This is a genomic window from Natronorubrum daqingense, assembly GCF_001971705.1.
Lineage (GTDB): Archaea > Halobacteriota > Halobacteria > Halobacteriales > Natrialbaceae > Natronorubrum > Natronorubrum daqingense.
In genome coordinates, this window is the sequence record NZ_CP019327.1 from 3305709 (window position 1) to 3322343 (window position 16635).

The window sequence follows — 16635 nt, forward strand, 5'->3', positions numbered from 1 at the left end:
GAAAGCGCCGAGCGTTGATCTGCCATCATCCCTCATCTTTCGTCACCTCCTCAAACGACGAGTGTCTGCACTTTTCGACGGCCTCGAGTCACGCGTCAGGCGGCAGAATACGTGTCGACGTCAGCCCGGACAGCCGATTATCCGTCCTCGCGCACCGTCCCGTCGTCGCCCTCGTGTGACGACAATCACTCGTTCTCGAGGCGAGACTCGAGGTCCTCGAACAGCGCCGTCACTTGGTCCTCAACCGTCTCGCGAATCTCGCGCACCGTCCCGAACTCCTCGCCGTGGGGGTCGTCTAGCGCCCAATCGCGGACCTCGACTGACCGCTCGGCGTCCAGTTCGAGCGTCGAACAGCCCATCGTCGCGACGACATCGCACGCGGCCAACTCCTCGCTTGAAATCGCTCGAGGCATTCTGCCGGACAGATCGACCCCGATCTCGTTCATCGCCTCGACGACGACCGGGTGGACCTCGTTCGCGGGGTGGGTGCCGCCGGTGACGATTTCGACGCGCTCCGCCCAGTCGCGTCGGTCTCGTTCCCGCTCGGCGAACGCGGCGGCCATCTGGCTTCGACCGGCGTTCTGGACGCAGACGAACCCGAGTCGAACGGGTGCGTCGGTGGTCATCGGCGATCACCTCGAGTCGCGTCGAGCGCTTCGAGTAGCCGTTCGGCTCGATCGGTGGCGCGGTAATAGCGCCAGGTCCCCTCCTTGCGTCGCGAGACGAGTCCCGCGTCGGTGAGATCCGACAGCGCGTGACTGACGGCGCTGTCGCCCACGTCGACCAGCGGTGTAATCTCACAGACGCAGAGATCACTCTCGGCGGCCACGAGCAACCGAACGAGTCGGTGTCTGGTCTCGTCGCCGAGCGTCGAGAGCGCGGCGAGGTCGGACGTCGACGCAGTGGGAACGGCGTCGACGAGGGACTCGAGTTCGGCCAACCGGTCGGTGACGTCCGCGTCACAACAATCGTCGAGTTCGTCCTCGAGGAGCCGGCGGAGACGATCGGTCTGTGACATTTGTCATTCAATGAATGAACAACCATTCATATATGTGCTTCGTTGCTCAGAACACACGATTAGCTGATTTCACGAAATCAGCCGGACGACACTATCCCTACCGCTTCTCGAGGGTGGCCCGATCGGACAGCCCGTGCTCGAGTTCCGCGCGCTTTTTCCCGTTGGCACCCCTCAGAACGGGCGTGAGCGAGTTCGCGTTCGAACTCGAGTTGTGCGCCCACCTCGAGACTCGCCGCGAGGGAGTCCTCGCCCGGCAACTCGGCACGAGCGTCGCGAATCCCGGCGGCCGAATCCTCGACGTCGTCTGCGTCGAGCCGGGTCCCGAATTCGAGGATCGAATTGCCCTCTCGAGTGCGACGATTCCGGATGCAGCGATCGAGGCCGACGTCGGGACGGGCCGCGCTCGGTACTGGAAAGACGCCTTCGACTGCCACCCCGAGCGGGCCGAACGCGCCCTCGAGCGGGCGTGCGACGTCGGTTTCTTCGAACGCGAACGCCGAAACGGCCGCGAGTACGTCAGGCAGGTCGCCCGCTATCCCGACTGGTACAACCGTCTCGTCGGCATCGAGAATAAACCGGATCTTGGGCGACCGGGCGACCTCGAGGCCCAGTTGCGAACCGACGTGAGTCTCGCACTGGTCGACGAGATCATCCTCGCGACGGAGAGTTACGTGACGCGCGCCCACCTGAATCGAATTCCAGAGGAGGTCGGCGTCTGGCGGGTCCACCGCGAGGAGTCGGTGCACGCCGACGAGGTGGCCGCTGATGAGACGACCGTCGACGGGTCGACTCTCGAGGTCGAAGTGCTCCGAGAACCCGACCAGCTTCCCGTCTCAGAGCCTGGGATCGAACCGCTCGAGTTCTTTCCCGGTCGCACCGATATCGCCGTCGTCGATCCAGAAGCGAAGGCTCGCCAGCGCCGTCGCGTCGCCGAACGCGCCTATGGCAAGGGCTGGCGAACCTTCGATATTCCCGAGTGCGGGTCCTGCGAGCTGGATGCTGCGGGCGACCTCACGCTGCCTCGATGTGCGTGGAACGGCCGCCTCGTCGATGCGAACACGGAGTGTGGCCCGTCGTGTCCGGGGTACGATCCGGAAACGGACTCGCTTCCGACAGTCGACCTCGAGGCCGAGCGTGATCGTCGAACGCCGTGGGAGGCGAATCCGGACGGCAAACGCCGCCAGCAGTCGGGATTGGACCAATTCGGCTGAGAATGCAGCGGCTGTGGCTCACTCTCAGGTCGGACGAACGCGTGGGGTGAGTGGACTCGTGTAACAGTAGTTGGTAATGCGGTTTCGTTATTCAGTGTGGAGCGTGAAACTCGCGCTCAGTATAGTTGCTGTACTTACTGTTTGTCAGGTAGTCATAGAGGGCTACGAACCGTTCCATGACGCTCTCTCGTATCCCTCAGTGTTAGCTCTTCAGCCATTTGTAAAGTCGTATAATTCCGAACAGACCGAAGATGACCCACATCACCGAAATAAGCACTGCGATTATAACAGCAAAATAAACCCGCCTTTCTGCACCAGACACAGTATTCCAATCAAAAATGCCAAACATATCCCATAAACCAATCCAATTGCTACCGAGAATGATTGCGGTAAAAACAAATACCAGCAATATCCGGTTTCGGATACGTCGTTTAATGTTCTCCGTAAGTGATTCCTCTTCCATTAGCGATACATGACTCATATATTTTAGTTATCTTTGTAGGTTTCGCTCATAGAATACGCTCAGTTCGCACGTGTAGTTACCGATTCACCTGTTTCAGTTTCAGGTGCGAGACTGAATAACGAAATCGCGCTACTATCTACTGGTAACATTGTCGTTCGCGTCAGCCTCGCGGTGCGTCGATTGCCGGCAGCGTGAACGTAAACGTCGAACCATCGCCGGGTTCGGACTCGACCCAGATCCGGCCGCCGTGGCGTTCGACGATGCGTTTACAGAGTGCCAGTCCGATCCCGGTCCCCTCGTATTCGTCGTGACTGTGGAGGCGCTGGAAGACCTCGAAAATCCGTTCTTGGTCGTCGGGGTCGATGCCGATTCCGTCGTCGATCACCGATATTTGCCACTCGGCCCCCGATCGTTCGGCTTCGACGGCGACCGTCGGTTGATCGTCGCCGCTGTACTCGATCGCATTCGACAGCAGGTTCTGAAACAACTGCCGCAACTGGTCGGGATCTCCCTCGACGCGAGGGAGCGAATCGCTCGTGATCGTCGCCTCGTGTTCGTTGATCTTCATCTGCAAGTCGGCGCGAACGTCCTCGAGTACGTCGTTCAGGTCCGTCTCCGTCAACTGTCCTCCTTCGGTGTCGATCCGTGAGTACTCGAGTAATCCGTCGATCATGCCTCGCATTCGGTCTGCGCCGTCGATAGCGAATTCGATGAACTCGTCGACCTCTTCGTCGAGTTCGTTTCCGTATCGCTGCTCGATAAGCTGGAGGTAACTCGAGATCATCCGAAGCGGCTCTTGGAGGTCGTGTGAGGCCGCGTAGGCGAATTGCTCGAGGGACTTGTTCGACTCTTTGAGTTGGGTGATGTAGTGGCGAAGCTCGAGCGACTGTTGTCGTCGCGTGAGTAGGGTATCCAGTCGCCGAAAGAGGACGGGTGGGTCGATCGGTGCGTCGACGATTTCGTTGACGAGCAGCGGTGGCTCGCGCTCTCCCGGGTTCGCCAATGTGAGCTGACGCGAACTGTCTTCCCGGCGAATCACGACCACGGGACAGAACACGGGGTAGTTCTGTTCGACTCGCTCGAGGAGGTCTGAGTGGTGGTCGGGGAACGTGTGATCGTCGACGAGATAGCAATCGGCGTCCGTGACCGATTGGTCGGTGATGACGTCGTAGTGCCCGGAGAGGAGTTCGCGGACTGCAGCGCGGTTTCCGTCCTCACCGACGAGCAACTGAATCGTTTGTTGGCGGTCACTCGAGTTCATACGTGTTGGGCGGCATACTGGGGGAATGTCGGAGTCGATTCATTCGCGTTGGAACTGATCTGGCGATTCGCTGGCTCGTGGTGACCCTTGGAGGATTCCGTAGAGGCCGGTCAGCGGTTCGCCGACGTGGATTCCGTTGGGGGTGATCGAGAACTCGCGCAGACTCTGTTCGAAGCCGCCGGTTCGCTTTTTCAGTACGCCGACGACTTTCTGGAGGCTCCCGTCCATCTCGACGTAACTGAGGAACACGAGGTTGTCTGCGACGTAGCTGATGTTCCCACTCGTCGCCCGGGAAATACCCGTGATTTCGGAAATTTCGTTCGTAATGACGACGGTTACGCCGCGACTTTTGAGATAACGCGTCAGTGCGAGGAGTTTCCGCAAGAGCTCGTTCTTGTCGCCTTGGAGCGTGATGGTGTAGCCGTCGATCCCGTCGATCAGGACGATGTCCGTCTCCTGCTGGCTGACTTGCTGTTTGACTATGTGTGCGAACTCTTCGGCCGAGATGGCGAGTGGCTCGACTTCGGTGACCTCGACCATCCCATCATCTCGAAGCGACGTGACGGGCATATCGATCGATTCCGAGCGGTATTCGTACGTTTGGTGGTTCTCCTCGAAGAGATACACCGCCGATCGGAGGTCGTTCTCGGCTGCCTGACACAGCAACTGCGTTGCCATCGACGTCTTCCCCGTACCGGAGGGCCCGCTGATGAACGTCACGGTTTGCTCGTCGAATCCGCCGCCGATGAGTTCGTCGAGCTCGTCGATGCCAAACCGAAGTTGGTCCGGATCGAAGGGATGATCGTATTGTTCTGGAACCAGCGTCGGGAAGACTTGGATACCCTCGCCTCGAATTTCCATCCCGTGGTCGCCTTCCATCTGGCCGAGTGCCCGGTGTTTCGCGACCTGAATGCGCCGGCCACCGTCCCCTCGAGTAACCCTGACGATCCCGTCACTCAACGAGCGGACCTCTGTATCGTACTCCTGTTTTTGTGACGACGTCGCGGTGGCGATGACGGTGACCTCCCGTTGTTTGAGAAACCGCATGAATGCGAGGATGCGCTTTCGAAACTGGTGGTCGTTCGCCTCGACGTAGCGCAGTTGCGTAATCGGATCGACGACCACTCGATCGGGATCAATTTCTCGGATCGCCTCGTGAATATCTTGGGTGTACCGGTCGCGTTCGATGTCACTCGGATTGACCAGGTCGTACGAGTAGTCCTCGACGAAGAAGTCCGAGTCCGGGCCTAAATCGAGAAACTCAGCGTCGGTGATATCGATACCGAGCGCTTCGCCGTTCGCCAGGATTTCCTCGTGGGACTCCTCACCGTGGATGAACAACACCGTCTCGTCGTTCTCGAGGCCCTTCTCGAGAAAGTGCATACCGAGGAGCGTCTTTCCGGTCCCCGGTTGTCCCTGAATGAGATACAGTCGACCGGTGACGAGCCCGCCGCGGAGTATCGTGTCTAATCCGTCGACTCCGCTGCTTATCGAGGAAACGCGTGCTCCCATGTCCGTCCACACGTAATTGACGGGTATGAATCAACCTATCGCTAGCGAGACTGATAGCTGTCTCGGCGTTCACTGCGACGAGGTTAGTCCGTGTCTATGGGCCGTCGACGGTATCTCGATTAGCTGTCATATTTTTCCCGGTCGATCTGTCTCCGACTGCGATACTCCCGCTGGCGTGAGTCGATACTGCTCGCCGTCGACTGCGAGTGGCGCTTCGAACGCTTCCGCGGCCGGATAGTAGTGTGCTAGGTGTACGAGTCGCGTTCGATCGGCGTTCAATTCGGCTGCCAACTCGAGGGCCCCTTCGCGCGTCATGTGTTTCGTCCCGAACGTTCGCGGGACGCCGTCTTCGTTCTCGTGACGACCGCCGGCGGGGTGGTGCTCACAGAGTGAGGCGGGAACGATCGCGTCGGCGAGCAACAGGTCGGGGTCGGCGAGCACGTCTCGAGAGTCCTGTGGGACGTTGTAGCTCGTATCCCCGGTGAGCGAGAGCTTCGCGCCGGTTTCGGGGTCTTCGATCGCGACGCCATAGCAGACGAGTGGCGGGTGCTCGACCGGGACGAGCGTCACGTCGAACCCACAGAGCCGGACCGTCTCGAGTGGCGTCGTCGGGTGGACGTCGATTCGGTCGAGATAGTGGTAATCCGTCCGGACAGTTTCGGCGACGCTTTCGCCCGTTCGCGGATCGGGTTGGTCCGCGGCGTAGACGTCCAGCGAGTCGACGACGCGGAAGACGTTCCCCAGCCCGTCGAGGTGGTCGAAGTGAACGTGCGTGATGATCGCCGCGTCGGGGAGAGAGACGCCGTCGCGAAGAAACTGGTAGCGAAAGTCGGGGCTGAAGTCGATCAGCAGCGACTCGTCGGTGCGTTCGTTCTCGACGTGTACCGAAAATCGGGTGCGCTCGAGGCCCTCCTCGCGCGCTCGCTCGCAGGTGTCACAGTCACAGCCGACCGTCGGCGTGCCGGTCGTGTCCCCGGTCCCGAGGAGGCTCACGCGCATCGTCACGCCTTCCCTCCGGGGATTTTGGCGTCGGCAGCCGTTCTCTCCGAGTTCGCAGGTGGTCTCGTCCCAGCAGGTTGTCCCTCCCTACACATACGATCGCCCTTCCTCGAACGCCGTCCGGACGAGCGGGTGATCCTCCTGTTCTGCTAGTCGCTGCGCCGGGAGCACGTAGACGCTCGTGACGACGCCGTGTTCGAGACCGACCGTCTCGGCGAGGGCCTCGAGCGCTCGTTCGGTCGCCTCGTCGTGGTCTTCGAGGACGACCAAGGCCTCGAGTTCGGTGTGCACGCCGTGGGTCTCGGGGCCCACCGCGTCTCCGAAGACGATCAGGTCGCGGATCGCGTCGCCGTGTTCCGCCTGTGCGCCGGTGGCGAACGCGTCCGCGGCGGTTCCCTGTGGCGATCCATCGCTCATAAGAGAGTGCTTCGCACCCGTCGCATAAAGGGTATTCCCCACAGCGAGGAGGAGTGTTCAGCTACGGACGTGTTAGAATCGATACGACTCCGAAAGGCCGCCAGGCGGCCGGTTGATCGGTCGGCGGACACGCGCCGCCGATCGGGCTTCGCTGAACGCCGCCCGCTGCGGAGTGACAGCGTTCGATCGCCACCGAGACGGGTCACTCCCGAAGCCCCGGCGGGGAGACGACCTCGAGGTCGTGACGCTCGAGGAACGCCTCGAGAAAGTCGGCACGGTCGCCGACCTCGTGGGGACGGTGGGAGTCGGAGCCGACGGTGACTGCCACGTCGTACTCCTGAAGGATCTCGAGAAACGCCGCGCCCGGGTGGACGACTTCCATCTCGGCGAGCGCGCGTCCGGCGTTGATCTCGGGCACCGTCCGGGAGTCGGCCAGCGCCCGTGCAACCCGATCGTAGTGATCCGTCGTCGCCCGTCCGCGCAGCGGTGGCGTTCGCTCGAGCAGGTCGACGTGGGCCGCGACGTCGAACAGTTCCGATTCGATCAGCGAGACGAGGGCGTCGAAGTAGCCGTCGACGATCGAATTCAGGTGTGCGTCGGATTCGCCCCGAAAGTGAGACGGAACCTGCACGTTCTTGCCGTCGACGGCGTGGACACTGCCGAGGGCGTACTCGAAGTCCGCCGTCTCGAGAAAGTCTCGAATTGCCGCCTCGTCGCGGGGATCGTAATCCATCTCGACGCCGTCGTAGATATCGATCGACGTCCGCTCTCGCTCGCGAAGCGTTTCGATCGCTCGCCGTCGCCGCTCGTAGGTCAGATCGAGGTTGAAGCCGTAGACGCTGCGCTCGGCCGCCGGTCGCGCCCGCTCCGAGACGGTACAGTGGTCCGTGAACCCGATTCCCTCGAGGCCGGCGGACTCGGCGGCCCGAACCATCCGCTCGAGAAACTCCCCGTCGGAATAGTTCGTGTGGGCGTGAAAATCCCTCATGGGTTGACGTCACCGGGAGACAAGTTGGTCGTTTCGCTCGAGGTAGATTCGTGGGACACAGAAAAATCGTGCCCAGGTGATTTGAACGCCGCCTCGCGCGCGCCGAGATCGTCGACACGATCGTAGAAGGTCATTATCTGGGTAATGATTATCGAGATAATGACTTATCCTTCCGCCGGATTCTCGAGTGCGATCTCGTTCTATCGCGGTGCAGGACGAGAATTCCGGCCCTTGAGGTCGTGGTTGGTGACAGTGACTCTGTTGAAATCCTCGATAGACGACAAGAATTGGCTGCTGAATATAGAGGGTGGATTTGTCACCAAACGAGAGCTCGTCGAGTAGCTGACCGGCCTACTGGGTCAGCGTGGCGATCACGATGACGGGTTTAGTCGCTCCACTCCGGCGTTACCTCCATCTGTGGTCCGGGATCTCCCTTCCGTAACACGAGAATTCGATCGATTAACTCTTGCTCGTTATCTTCTTCCTCCTCATCCCACCGGAGATTGTTCAATTGCGTGTAGTAGCGCTTGTCCACGTTGTAATCGTCCTCAATTACCCGCTCAACCTCGAAACCAAACTCACTCGCCTCCGCAGCAATCATCCGAGCTGGATAGACTACCTTCGCGCCACCCTGCCGATGTTTACGGACGTCACCAATAACGATGATAGCTCGCGAATCGGATTTTAACACACGATCCAGTTCCGCGATTACATCGGTCATGAACGACCGAAACAACTCTACCTTGGATGTCTGATTGAGCGAGTCTTGCTCCGCCGACCGATCCTCGTCAAGCCACCACAGCCGAAGCCAATTATTCCATGAATAGTCTAACATATGCATGTACGGCGGTGAGGTCAATACAAAATCAGCTGTATCATCCTCAAATGGCAGCGACGTCGCATCAGCTTGCTCAACTCGGGTGTTTCCGGAAGGGTATTGCGCACCAACGAGTCGATTAAACTTGTCACTGGCCTTCTCATCAACTGACTTATATATCTCTTCAAGACCGTGTTCTTCCTTGTAATCCTTAACATAACTCGCACTCCCAGAGAACGTATCGCGAGTCTGAATTGAAAGAAATAGCTCCGATGGGCCGTGAAGAATGCCACATATCAGCGCTTTCAGAAACCTGCCATCACGACTGCTGTCCTCTTTGAGAACGGCTCGGTATTGCCGCAGTTCTTGAAGTGTGTCGTCGTGAAAAAAGATTGCTGCATCCTCATCGACGGGTGGTAATGTCTTTGGGTTGATATCATCTGCGTCTCGCTTGACCCGTTTCAGTGCCGCATCGAATTCGTCTTCAGTCAAAGGATGCGTCTTTGCCCCAGTGAGCGTACACGCATAGCTGAACACATCACTGGCCAGAACATCGCGATCAAGAAGCGCAGCCTCAAGAGCAGTCGTGCCGCCGCCTGAAAACGGATCAAGGACCGTCATCTCGGGGTCAGTATATTGTTGAAGCAGATAGTTCGCAAGCGCGGGTGGAAACCCACCAACGTAGGGAGCAAGCTTGTGTAATTCGTTCCCCCACGCACGAGGTGCCTCCCGCCAAGAATGTGGGAGCGTCTCTGTGCCGATGATCTCCGCCGATGATAGCGCGTCTTCATACGCGCTATAATCCTGTGACATAGTAAACCGCAGTCGCGATGGCTTAATAAATCCGTTCCTCTCAGTAATCGACAAAGTATTATATGTCGGTGAATGTGTAAGTCATATTGATGTGCTCGTCACTCGAAGATGATCTTTCTCCACGGACAGATATGCGGATCGGTGATCTTCTCGTGGAATCTCACCATGTTGGTGGTGTGTTCTCGCCCGGTCATGAACACTGTAAGGTTCTCACCAACGACAAGTGGACGCAGGATGCAGGCGGGCTCCCACGCCACTCGCTATTAATCGCGCGCCCGCTTCTGGAAGGGGATGAAATTGTCTCCGAGGAGGATGTCCACACCGGCCACAGGCTTCCCGAGAACGATCCTGGTTACGCACCGCCGGATCCCACCGACACAGACGCGACTCACGCCTTGCTTCTGCGCGTGAGCGACACGACCGATATCCCACAGGAGGGGCGCCTACAAACAAATCGCTATGATGCTATCCAGGAAGCAATCACGGGTGAGGAAGGTGGGACAGCCTCACCCGAGGACTTCGTCGATGTCCTCACACGCCGACAAATTCAATACTCTGGTGTCGAGGCAAAGATTCTGGGCACCTTCTACTACGACACGAACGAAGACGACGAACAGCGGCTAAGCTTCAGTAGTGATGTCCAGACGTTCTTTTCTGCCGGACATTATGTCGTTCACAAGCCTGATCACGCGGCGCTGCAGTGGATCGCGAGCTATCCTACGACGACAGACACAACACCGGTCAAACTCGGCGATGTGCAGTATACGACGACCGATATCTGGGGCGACGGTGCTTCCGCCGGAATGTACTTCGACGTCAAAGAATTCATCGGCGCGAAAACAGCCGTCTTTGGGATGACACGAAAGGGCAAGTCGAACACGATGAAGATCATCGCTGGCGCGATCGAGGCTCACGATGAGTCGATCGGCCAGCTAATCTTTGATCCTAGTGGTGAATACGCATACGTCAATGATCAAGACGAGGAATGTGCGCTCGGCGAACTGCACACGCAAGATGATAACGGTGCTCCCGAGGCGATCTCAACCGTTTACAAGTTTGCTGCTCAAGAGGATGAGACAGATCGGTATAAGCCACTGCGAACGAACCTTCTTGCGCGCTCCAATCTTGACGTAGTGAAAAATTACGTTCACATGGAACTTGGCAGTGACGAGGCCACCTATGCGGAAAACTTCGTGACGGTTTCCAACAATGTCCCATCTGAGGAAGAACTTGAAGATATGGAGTGGGGACAGAAGACCCGTGCTGAGTGGCTTCGAAGTGCATACTATGCTGTTATTTCTCGTTCGATTGGTACAGAAAAGCTGCCTGACGACTTCGATCCCTTCTGGATTGGGGTCAACGATAGCGTACTGAGGGGGGTAAACGAACATTCACATTTGGACTTCAACAAGGCTGAGAGCGGTAAGGTCCGACTTGGGAAAGCCGGCGGGGAAAATACGCTTGTTGAGTTTTGGAGCACAGTTGCGACGAACACGAAGGACATCAACGATGCGCACGAGGAGGATCGTGATTGGGTTAACGACGATTTGGACAGTGTTCTTGAGATGTTCCGAACAGCCGGCTCCCAAAGCGGTTTCGGCAAACTCCGAAACCTACAAGACTACCACAACCCCGCTCGCGATGTGGATGTCGCCAGGGAGATATACAGCCGACTGACAGACGGCGAGCTGGTCATTGTGGACATCTCAAACGGAATGGAGGAGGTAATTACGGCCGAAAAAGAGCGCCTCGTCAGCTACATCCTCAACCAGTCGATGGAGCGTTTTCGCTCGACAGATGAGGACGAACTTCCGAAGATTCAGGTCTACCTCGAGGAAGCACACCAGCATTTCGATGAGTACGGCCGCGGCGACGGTGAGATGAACCCCTTCGTGACGCTTGCGAAGGAGGGCGCGAAATTCCAGATTGGTATGGTCTACGCCACCCAAGAGGTCACGAGCGTAGACCCCCGTGTCCGGGCAAATACAGCTAATTGGATTATCACACACATCAACAGTGAGAAAGAGATCAATGAGCTTGGCAAGTACTATAATTTCGCTGACTTCGCGAATTCGATCCGGAATGTCGAAACTGTGGGGTACTCTCGCGTGAAGACGTACCTAGGCGAATACATTGTTCCGGTACAGATCTCGCTGTTCGATACTGACTGGGTCAAAGACAACACGCCGTTTGGTGTCAAGAAAGATGATGGGTTCATTGTAGAGCCAAGTCCGTCGAGGCAAGCTGACTGATGCCTCTCCCGAGCGAACCTTCCAACAGTATCGGTCATGTGGGACTCAGCCGCGACAGCGAACTCGCCCCCGAGCTGGGAGAGTTCGACTATAATCCGCCGTCGCCAGCAGAAGCCAACGACTTCGACGACATTCCGGCCGAGGAACTGCCGGGTGCCGACGATCTCGGTACACCGATCGAAACGGTCTACAGCGTCGATGGCTCCCGGGTCGAGGTCACGATCGGGGACGAACGGCGCAACAAGCGAGTGGGGTTCATCGACATTGCACTTGTTGAGCTTGATCTCGCGATCCTTGACGCACAGGCCAAGCATGCGTTTGTCTCGCCATCGAAAGTAGCGAACCTCGGCGAGACACATCACGTTCGGATGGTGCTTCCGAGTACGAACACACTCCTCAACAGTGAGTCAACCCACGAGAGCTGGCGGCAGATGACCTACCGGAACTTTCGGTCCAAGGAAGTGTTCGATACAACGCTGTTCACACTGTATCACGATCTCCTGAAGCGGAAGGGGCGACTTGATTCGCATGGGCGGCTCCGGTTGGAGTACTGTCCAGCCCCCGACTGCGAACACCAACAACTGTTCGTGAACTCTTCAACACCCGACAAATGCCCGGAATGTGGGGTTACGACGTATCCGACAGATGCGCTTCGGGTTCACGAGCGCGTGAGCGGGTCACAGTCGAACGAGGCAGCCCTCAACGTGTTGATGGGTATTATTGAGCATGTCGTCTTGCTCGGTGCCGCACACGATATTTGGATGACCGAGCCCGCCAGGCTTGAGCGGACGGCGTTCATCAAAGACGGACCCCTTGCACAGTTTGACACCGGGGCATGGATTCACGAGCCGATTCACAACCGAATCGGCGAGTTCAAACAGTATCTTCGCGCCGACGAACGTAGTCCGCTAGTCTACACCGGTATCCACAAGACCGGTGACTTCGCAGCGTATGCTGAGTCTGTCCGCGACTATCTTGATGGGCCCACAGTATTGCCATTTTCAAACGATGATATCTACGAGTACGTGATTGCCGGTGACCGTAACAAAGACTACGCATACAAGACGTACTACGGTAAGAATTTTCTCTACAAATCCGGCAAAGGAACCGGGACCGGGCACGTGCTTGCATTCTTAACCCCTCGACAGTACGAGGAAGGCGATTTAGCCACTAAAGAGGGAGATATTGTCCAAGATGTAGACGCCTACGATGAACTCGCCCGGACGATTAGCGTGCTTGAACGCATCCTGACGATTCAGTACAGGGATGGGCTGATTCCACTCGTCCTCGCTCACGAAGCGGCCTCTATCCCTGAGGCACTAGGGCGAATCGTCCTCGGGACACTTGCTGAAGCAATGTCCGAAGCTTCAGAGGAGGATACATGAGAAGAAATATGTCCATCGCGACCGAACTGCGTGTAAGAACGGTGACACCGCTGATATCGGTGTCCCACTTCTGTTTCCATGAATAACGATCCAAATGACCCCCAGTCGCAGGGTGGCTCCTTAACAGAGCAGGAAGTCCTTCAACGGATTGACCAGGGGCTTAGGGATGCTGTTGAGGGAAACGGGCTGAATTGGCAGATGGGAACCCGTGTCAAACGGCAAAAGTACACGGAGGTCGCCCTTCGACACTACCTCGGTCCGATTCCGGCTGATGGCAGCCAGACGACGTCGCCGATCACACGCAGCTGGTTCAAGTACGGCCCAACGGCCGTGATGGCGCCGTCAGGATCGTATGCTGGGACCGGCACTCAGTCTCCAGCCGAGCCACAAACTCCGACCAACGATGGGCAACAGTCGACAAGCGATTCACAGACAGATGCCGATGTCGACTCACCGACCGAGGAGCCCCCCAATCAGTGTATAGATAATCATCCTGCTATCGAGGAGACGGTGCTTGGAGAGCTAACGGAAAATGACTATCTACAATTTTTCCTCGATCAAGATTTTACGCCGCCATTGACCGAGCAGTATTGGAACACCGACGACTACGCATTTCTGCTGGAATTCTATGACGAATATGCGCCCCCACCTCTCAAAGACATCTATCTGGCGAACGTGAGGCTACGGATTACGCTTCGGGATGCAGGAGCGACTACGTTCGACATGATCGACAATCGACCGCAGATTCTCACTGGTGAGCCCGAGGTAGCGGAACGATGGAAAAGTACATCATTTGAAGCACAGGCCGGGCGAGCTGCAGTTAGTCTCCGGCTGGCGCTTATGCGCGCTGAGTTCATTCCTTCGGCCGTCACCGGGATCGTTCACGGTTTCACTGATTTGATTGAAGATGTTCTCCTAGCAGTGGAGGCGAATGATGCGGCGGACATCCCTTTGACTGCCCCAGAGGCGCTCAACACACTCGACGAAGTGTACGACGCGGTAATCTGGCAGTACGTTTCTCACTATATCTCGCAGCTGACGGCGATTGGGCCCGACGCCGAGAAGCTGACTCGGATTTCACAAGAACGGCTCACAGCTCTCGAAGAAGAAGCACCTGCCAAGACACGCGAACTTCAGGAACAATTCGCACAAGATGGGCTTTTGCCGGATGTCCCTACATACCAATCGGCCGATCAGGACAAAGAGATTCGACTTTCTAACTCGCTCACTGATGCCGCGCTCCGTCAGCAGCGGATAGAGACGGCTGAGGAGGAATCGGATAATGAGCAGTGAAGCGTACCCTGGGGCAGGAGATGATGTCTTCGTCGATACCTCTGTCCTTATCGATTACACGAAAGAGACCCTCAACCCCAGCGAGAAACTGCGCCGGCGCGAGGCAGCCGCTGAAGTTCTCGTCTCTTGCCTCCCGCAGCTCACACTCTCAGTAAGTCAGAAGGTTGCCGGTGAGTATACCGGCGTCGCCGAACGTCGTCAAAGTGGTATCGACGATGCTACTGCCCATGCTTCTACCGACCCACTCAGTACCTTTGACTTCACAACGTGTAAGGATCTCAATAATAGGGATGCAGACGTGTTGAATTCCTTTCTGGGTGAACTCCTTGACCAGTATAGTGACGAGGAAGCGCTCCGCCGTCTGAACAAGCGCCAGCGTGCGTTTCGTCGAGCTAAACGAAAGCTCTTTGAGGACCCCTCACCGCGTGTGTCTGTCCACATTGACAGCTACACTCTTCGCGTGTTCACAGATCTGGCGGGCTACATGGATAACGATCACGACCGCAAAATACTCGCACACGCTGTCGACTGGTTTGCCGACGAGTTCGGAAATTGCTTCATCACCTCTGATGAGGAAGACTTCAAATTTAATGACTCAGAGGGTCGAATTTTTTCCTTCGAAGAGCGAGTAAACAAGATTGCACAAGCCCACTGTGACTGCAACGGGTCTCTTTATATCAGTAGCACTGAGAACTTCCTCTCGGAGTACATCCAGCAGATGCAACTAGCGGAAACGGAGTCATAGGCTTCCCTGGTCCGTGTTCACTCGCAACAACCGGGTGAATTAAGGGAACCTGCACAGTGACTATTCTCGAATCAGCGATAGGAAGGCTGTATAAACTGGTGGAAATCACGGCGGTAAATCTTGTGAGCAAGCCGCCCTGAAACAGTGGTTTGGAGAGACAATTGTGAAGGATCAACTGGCGTCTGGTCAATCATTCAACATCCACTTTGACCGATTCGCGCCCTGGGCCTTGTTTAGACGCGCGAAATCATCCGAGTTAGGCCGTGAGCGATTGTTCGATGTTTCTGACAGCGGCTTTAAGGACGAGTTCTCGGAACTGTCCAAACCACGTTCTTGCCTTAAGCGTTGAACCGAATCGCTTGCGTAACGCGAAAAATATCGATTCTGCGATAGACCGTCGATGATAGGTTTTATCATCAATCCGAGCATTGTGTGCGGCGTCGAGCGAGTAGAACTCACGATGCTTGATCACCGGTCTAATACCCTCGCTTCGCAGCATCTGCCGGAGTTTATCCCAATCAAACCCTTTGTCAGCGACGATAGTTTCCACGGTTCTGAGGTTTCTTTTCAGGACTTGCCACGCAATCTGCGTGGCATGTGGTAGGTTCATTGAGCAGTGTACATCGAGAATAGCTCGCGTAGAACAGTCTACGAGAATAGTGGTTTTGACCGACTCAAACGTCCCTTTGACGCGCTTTGCGTAGTTATGGCTAGACGAGCGATGAGCGATGCTAGTTGAGTCGATTGCTTGTACCTCTCCGGTATCGAATAGTTCCGCCGACAGCTGCAACAGCATCCGCCAGACGGGCATCTTGAGATCTTGTTTTCGAGCACAAACGGTGGTGAAGTCCGGCAACTCATCCGGTGAAAGGCCGAGTTTGGCGACAATAGCAGGCATTTCTCGAAGAACGTCTAGCAACCGTCGGTAAGAGTGATCGAGGTATTCTCGAAGACCATGGATCGCTACGATCACCCAATCAGCGTAGCCATCTTTTCCTTTACTGAGAGGTTCTTTCGAACCGCTTCCGACAGCTTTTTGAGACAATTCGACGCATCGTTCGGTGAAGCGGGCCAGTTTGGAGTACACATCTAACTGTGCTCGCTTCATTTCCTAGAATTCCCGACATAGAGGCAATATTACTAGCGTCTAAACACAGCCCGCGCCCCGTATTCAGCACACCGGCTGAAACCTATCACCGAGTGAGGGTTTCAACATGGCCTTGACAATGTACCAGCACAATTCAAACGTCTCTGGCTAGGTGAATCATATTGGTGTCCCTCGAATGTGACTCGCGACCCCGTGCGCCGGGTCGTCGGTGACGTTCACGTCGTCGATACGCTCCATTCTCGTTCGAGCAAGAATGATTATCGTCGACTGTAAGTGTCAACGATCGACTCGAGCGAGCGTCACACATCATTGCCGTCTCCGTCTGTGATTATTCCACACCAGTTCCGCTGGAC

The 16635-nt window shown here is 56.8% G+C and carries 14 protein-coding genes; 5 read left to right on the plus strand and 9 right to left on the minus strand.

Translation table 11 applies throughout. From position 1 onward, the window contains the following. Positions 1 to 185: 185 nt before the first annotated feature. Together BB347_RS16000 and BB347_RS16005 are read right to left on the minus strand one after the other, a co-directional pair. The gene (locus BB347_RS16000; RefSeq protein ID WP_076579912.1) at positions 186 to 626 is read right to left on the minus strand and encodes an arsenate-mycothiol transferase ArsC; all 441 of its coding nucleotides are present in this window, start codon (positions 624 to 626) and stop codon (positions 186 to 188) included. Beyond that, positions 623 to 1018, minus strand: a complete 396-nt coding sequence (locus BB347_RS16005; protein WP_076579910.1) for an ArsR/SmtB family transcription factor — start codon at positions 1016 to 1018, stop codon at positions 623 to 625. Before BB347_RS16005 ends, BB347_RS16000 begins: the two co-directional genes overlap by 4 nt. A gap of 182 nt (positions 1019 to 1200) precedes the next feature. Here BB347_RS16005 and BB347_RS16010 point away from each other — a divergent pair, with 182 nt between their 5' ends. After that, positions 1201 to 2229: a DUF5787 family protein gene (locus tag BB347_RS16010; RefSeq protein WP_076579908.1), complete on the plus strand. Its 1029-nt coding sequence runs from the start codon at positions 1201 to 1203 to the stop codon at positions 2227 to 2229. Between the two features lie 623 nt (positions 2230 to 2852). Here BB347_RS16010 and BB347_RS16020 read toward each other — a convergent pair. From BB347_RS16020 to BB347_RS16050, 6 genes are all read right to left on the minus strand, one after another. After that, positions 2853 to 3953, minus strand: a complete 1101-nt coding sequence (locus BB347_RS16020; RefSeq protein ID WP_076579904.1) for a sensor histidine kinase — start codon at positions 3951 to 3953, stop codon at positions 2853 to 2855. Between the two features lie 39 nt (positions 3954 to 3992). Beyond that, entirely contained in the window at positions 3993 to 5465 is a 1473-nt protein-coding gene (locus tag BB347_RS16025) for an ATPase domain-containing protein (RefSeq protein WP_076579902.1), read from the minus strand. A 126-nt stretch (positions 5466 to 5591) separates the two neighbouring features. Further along, the gene (locus BB347_RS16030; protein ID WP_076579900.1) at positions 5592 to 6464 is read right to left on the minus strand and encodes an MBL fold metallo-hydrolase; all 873 of its coding nucleotides are present in this window, start codon (positions 6462 to 6464) and stop codon (positions 5592 to 5594) included. Between the two features lie 87 nt (positions 6465 to 6551). Continuing rightward, a complete protein-coding gene (locus BB347_RS16035; protein WP_076579898.1) occupies positions 6552 to 6881 on the minus strand; it encodes a hypothetical protein in 330 nt (109 codons plus the stop codon). Positions 6882 to 7083: 202 nt separating this feature from the next. Continuing rightward, the gene (locus BB347_RS16040; protein ID WP_076579896.1) at positions 7084 to 7869 is read right to left on the minus strand and encodes a PHP domain-containing protein; all 786 of its coding nucleotides are present in this window, start codon (positions 7867 to 7869) and stop codon (positions 7084 to 7086) included. 385 nt (positions 7870 to 8254) lie between these two features. Then, positions 8255 to 9499, minus strand: a complete 1245-nt coding sequence (locus BB347_RS16050; RefSeq protein ID WP_076579890.1) for a class I SAM-dependent methyltransferase — start codon at positions 9497 to 9499, stop codon at positions 8255 to 8257. Between the two features lie 89 nt (positions 9500 to 9588). Between BB347_RS16050 and BB347_RS16055 the strand changes: the two genes are divergently transcribed. From BB347_RS16055 to BB347_RS16070, 4 genes are all read left to right on the plus strand, one after another. Further along, positions 9589 to 11751: a helicase HerA domain-containing protein gene (locus tag BB347_RS16055; protein WP_076579888.1), complete on the plus strand. Its 2163-nt coding sequence runs from the start codon at positions 9589 to 9591 to the stop codon at positions 11749 to 11751. A gap of 38 nt (positions 11752 to 11789) precedes the next feature. Then, a complete protein-coding gene (locus BB347_RS16060) occupies positions 11790 to 13136 on the plus strand; it encodes a BRcat domain-containing protein (protein WP_236995964.1) in 1347 nt (448 codons plus the stop codon). A 78-nt stretch (positions 13137 to 13214) separates the two neighbouring features. Then, positions 13215 to 14429 carry a hypothetical protein gene (locus BB347_RS16065; RefSeq protein WP_076579884.1) on the plus strand — a complete coding sequence of 405 codons (1215 nt, stop codon included), beginning with the start codon at positions 13215 to 13217 and terminating at the stop codon, positions 14427 to 14429. Beyond that, positions 14419 to 15174, plus strand: coding sequence for a hypothetical protein (locus BB347_RS16070; protein ID WP_076579882.1), 756 nt, complete (start codon positions 14419 to 14421; stop codon positions 15172 to 15174). The genes BB347_RS16065 and BB347_RS16070 overlap by 11 nt, the downstream gene beginning before the upstream one ends. A 256-nt stretch (positions 15175 to 15430) precedes the next feature. Here the strand turns inward: BB347_RS16070 and BB347_RS16075 are convergent, their stop codons facing one another. Further along, a complete protein-coding gene (locus tag BB347_RS16075; RefSeq protein WP_076579880.1) occupies positions 15431 to 16282 on the minus strand; it encodes an IS5 family transposase in 852 nt (283 codons plus the stop codon). Positions 16283 to 16635: the final 353 nt, after the last annotated feature.

Coding starts and splice junctions, on each gene's coding strand:
- BB347_RS16000 (WP_076579912.1), bottom strand. CDS start 626: ATGACCACCGACGCACCCGTTCGACTCGGGTTCGTCTGCGTCCAGAAC.
- BB347_RS16005 (WP_076579910.1), bottom strand. CDS start 1,018: ATGTCACAGACCGATCGTCTCCGCCGGCTCCTCGAGGACGAACTCGAC.
- BB347_RS16020 (WP_076579904.1), bottom strand. CDS start 3,953: ATGAACTCGAGTGACCGCCAACAAACGATTCAGTTGCTCGTCGGTGAG.
- BB347_RS16025 (WP_076579902.1), bottom strand. CDS start 5,465: ATGGGAGCACGCGTTTCCTCGATAAGCAGCGGAGTCGACGGATTAGAC.
- BB347_RS16030 (WP_076579900.1), bottom strand. CDS start 6,464: ATGCGCGTGAGCCTCCTCGGGACCGGGGACACGACCGGCACGCCGACG.
- BB347_RS16035 (WP_076579898.1), bottom strand. CDS start 6,881: ATGAGCGATGGATCGCCACAGGGAACCGCCGCGGACGCGTTCGCCACC.
- BB347_RS16040 (WP_076579896.1), bottom strand. CDS start 7,869: ATGAGGGATTTTCACGCCCACACGAACTATTCCGACGGGGAGTTTCTC.
- BB347_RS16050 (WP_076579890.1), bottom strand. CDS start 9,499: ATGTCACAGGATTATAGCGCGTATGAAGACGCGCTATCATCGGCGGAG.
- BB347_RS16055 (WP_076579888.1), top strand. CDS start 9,589: ATGTGCTCGTCACTCGAAGATGATCTTTCTCCACGGACAGATATGCGG.
- BB347_RS16065 (WP_076579884.1), top strand. CDS start 13,215: ATGAATAACGATCCAAATGACCCCCAGTCGCAGGGTGGCTCCTTAACA.
- BB347_RS16070 (WP_076579882.1), top strand. CDS start 14,419: ATGAGCAGTGAAGCGTACCCTGGGGCAGGAGATGATGTCTTCGTCGAT.
- BB347_RS16075 (WP_076579880.1), bottom strand. CDS start 16,282: ATGAAGCGAGCACAGTTAGATGTGTACTCCAAACTGGCCCGCTTCACC.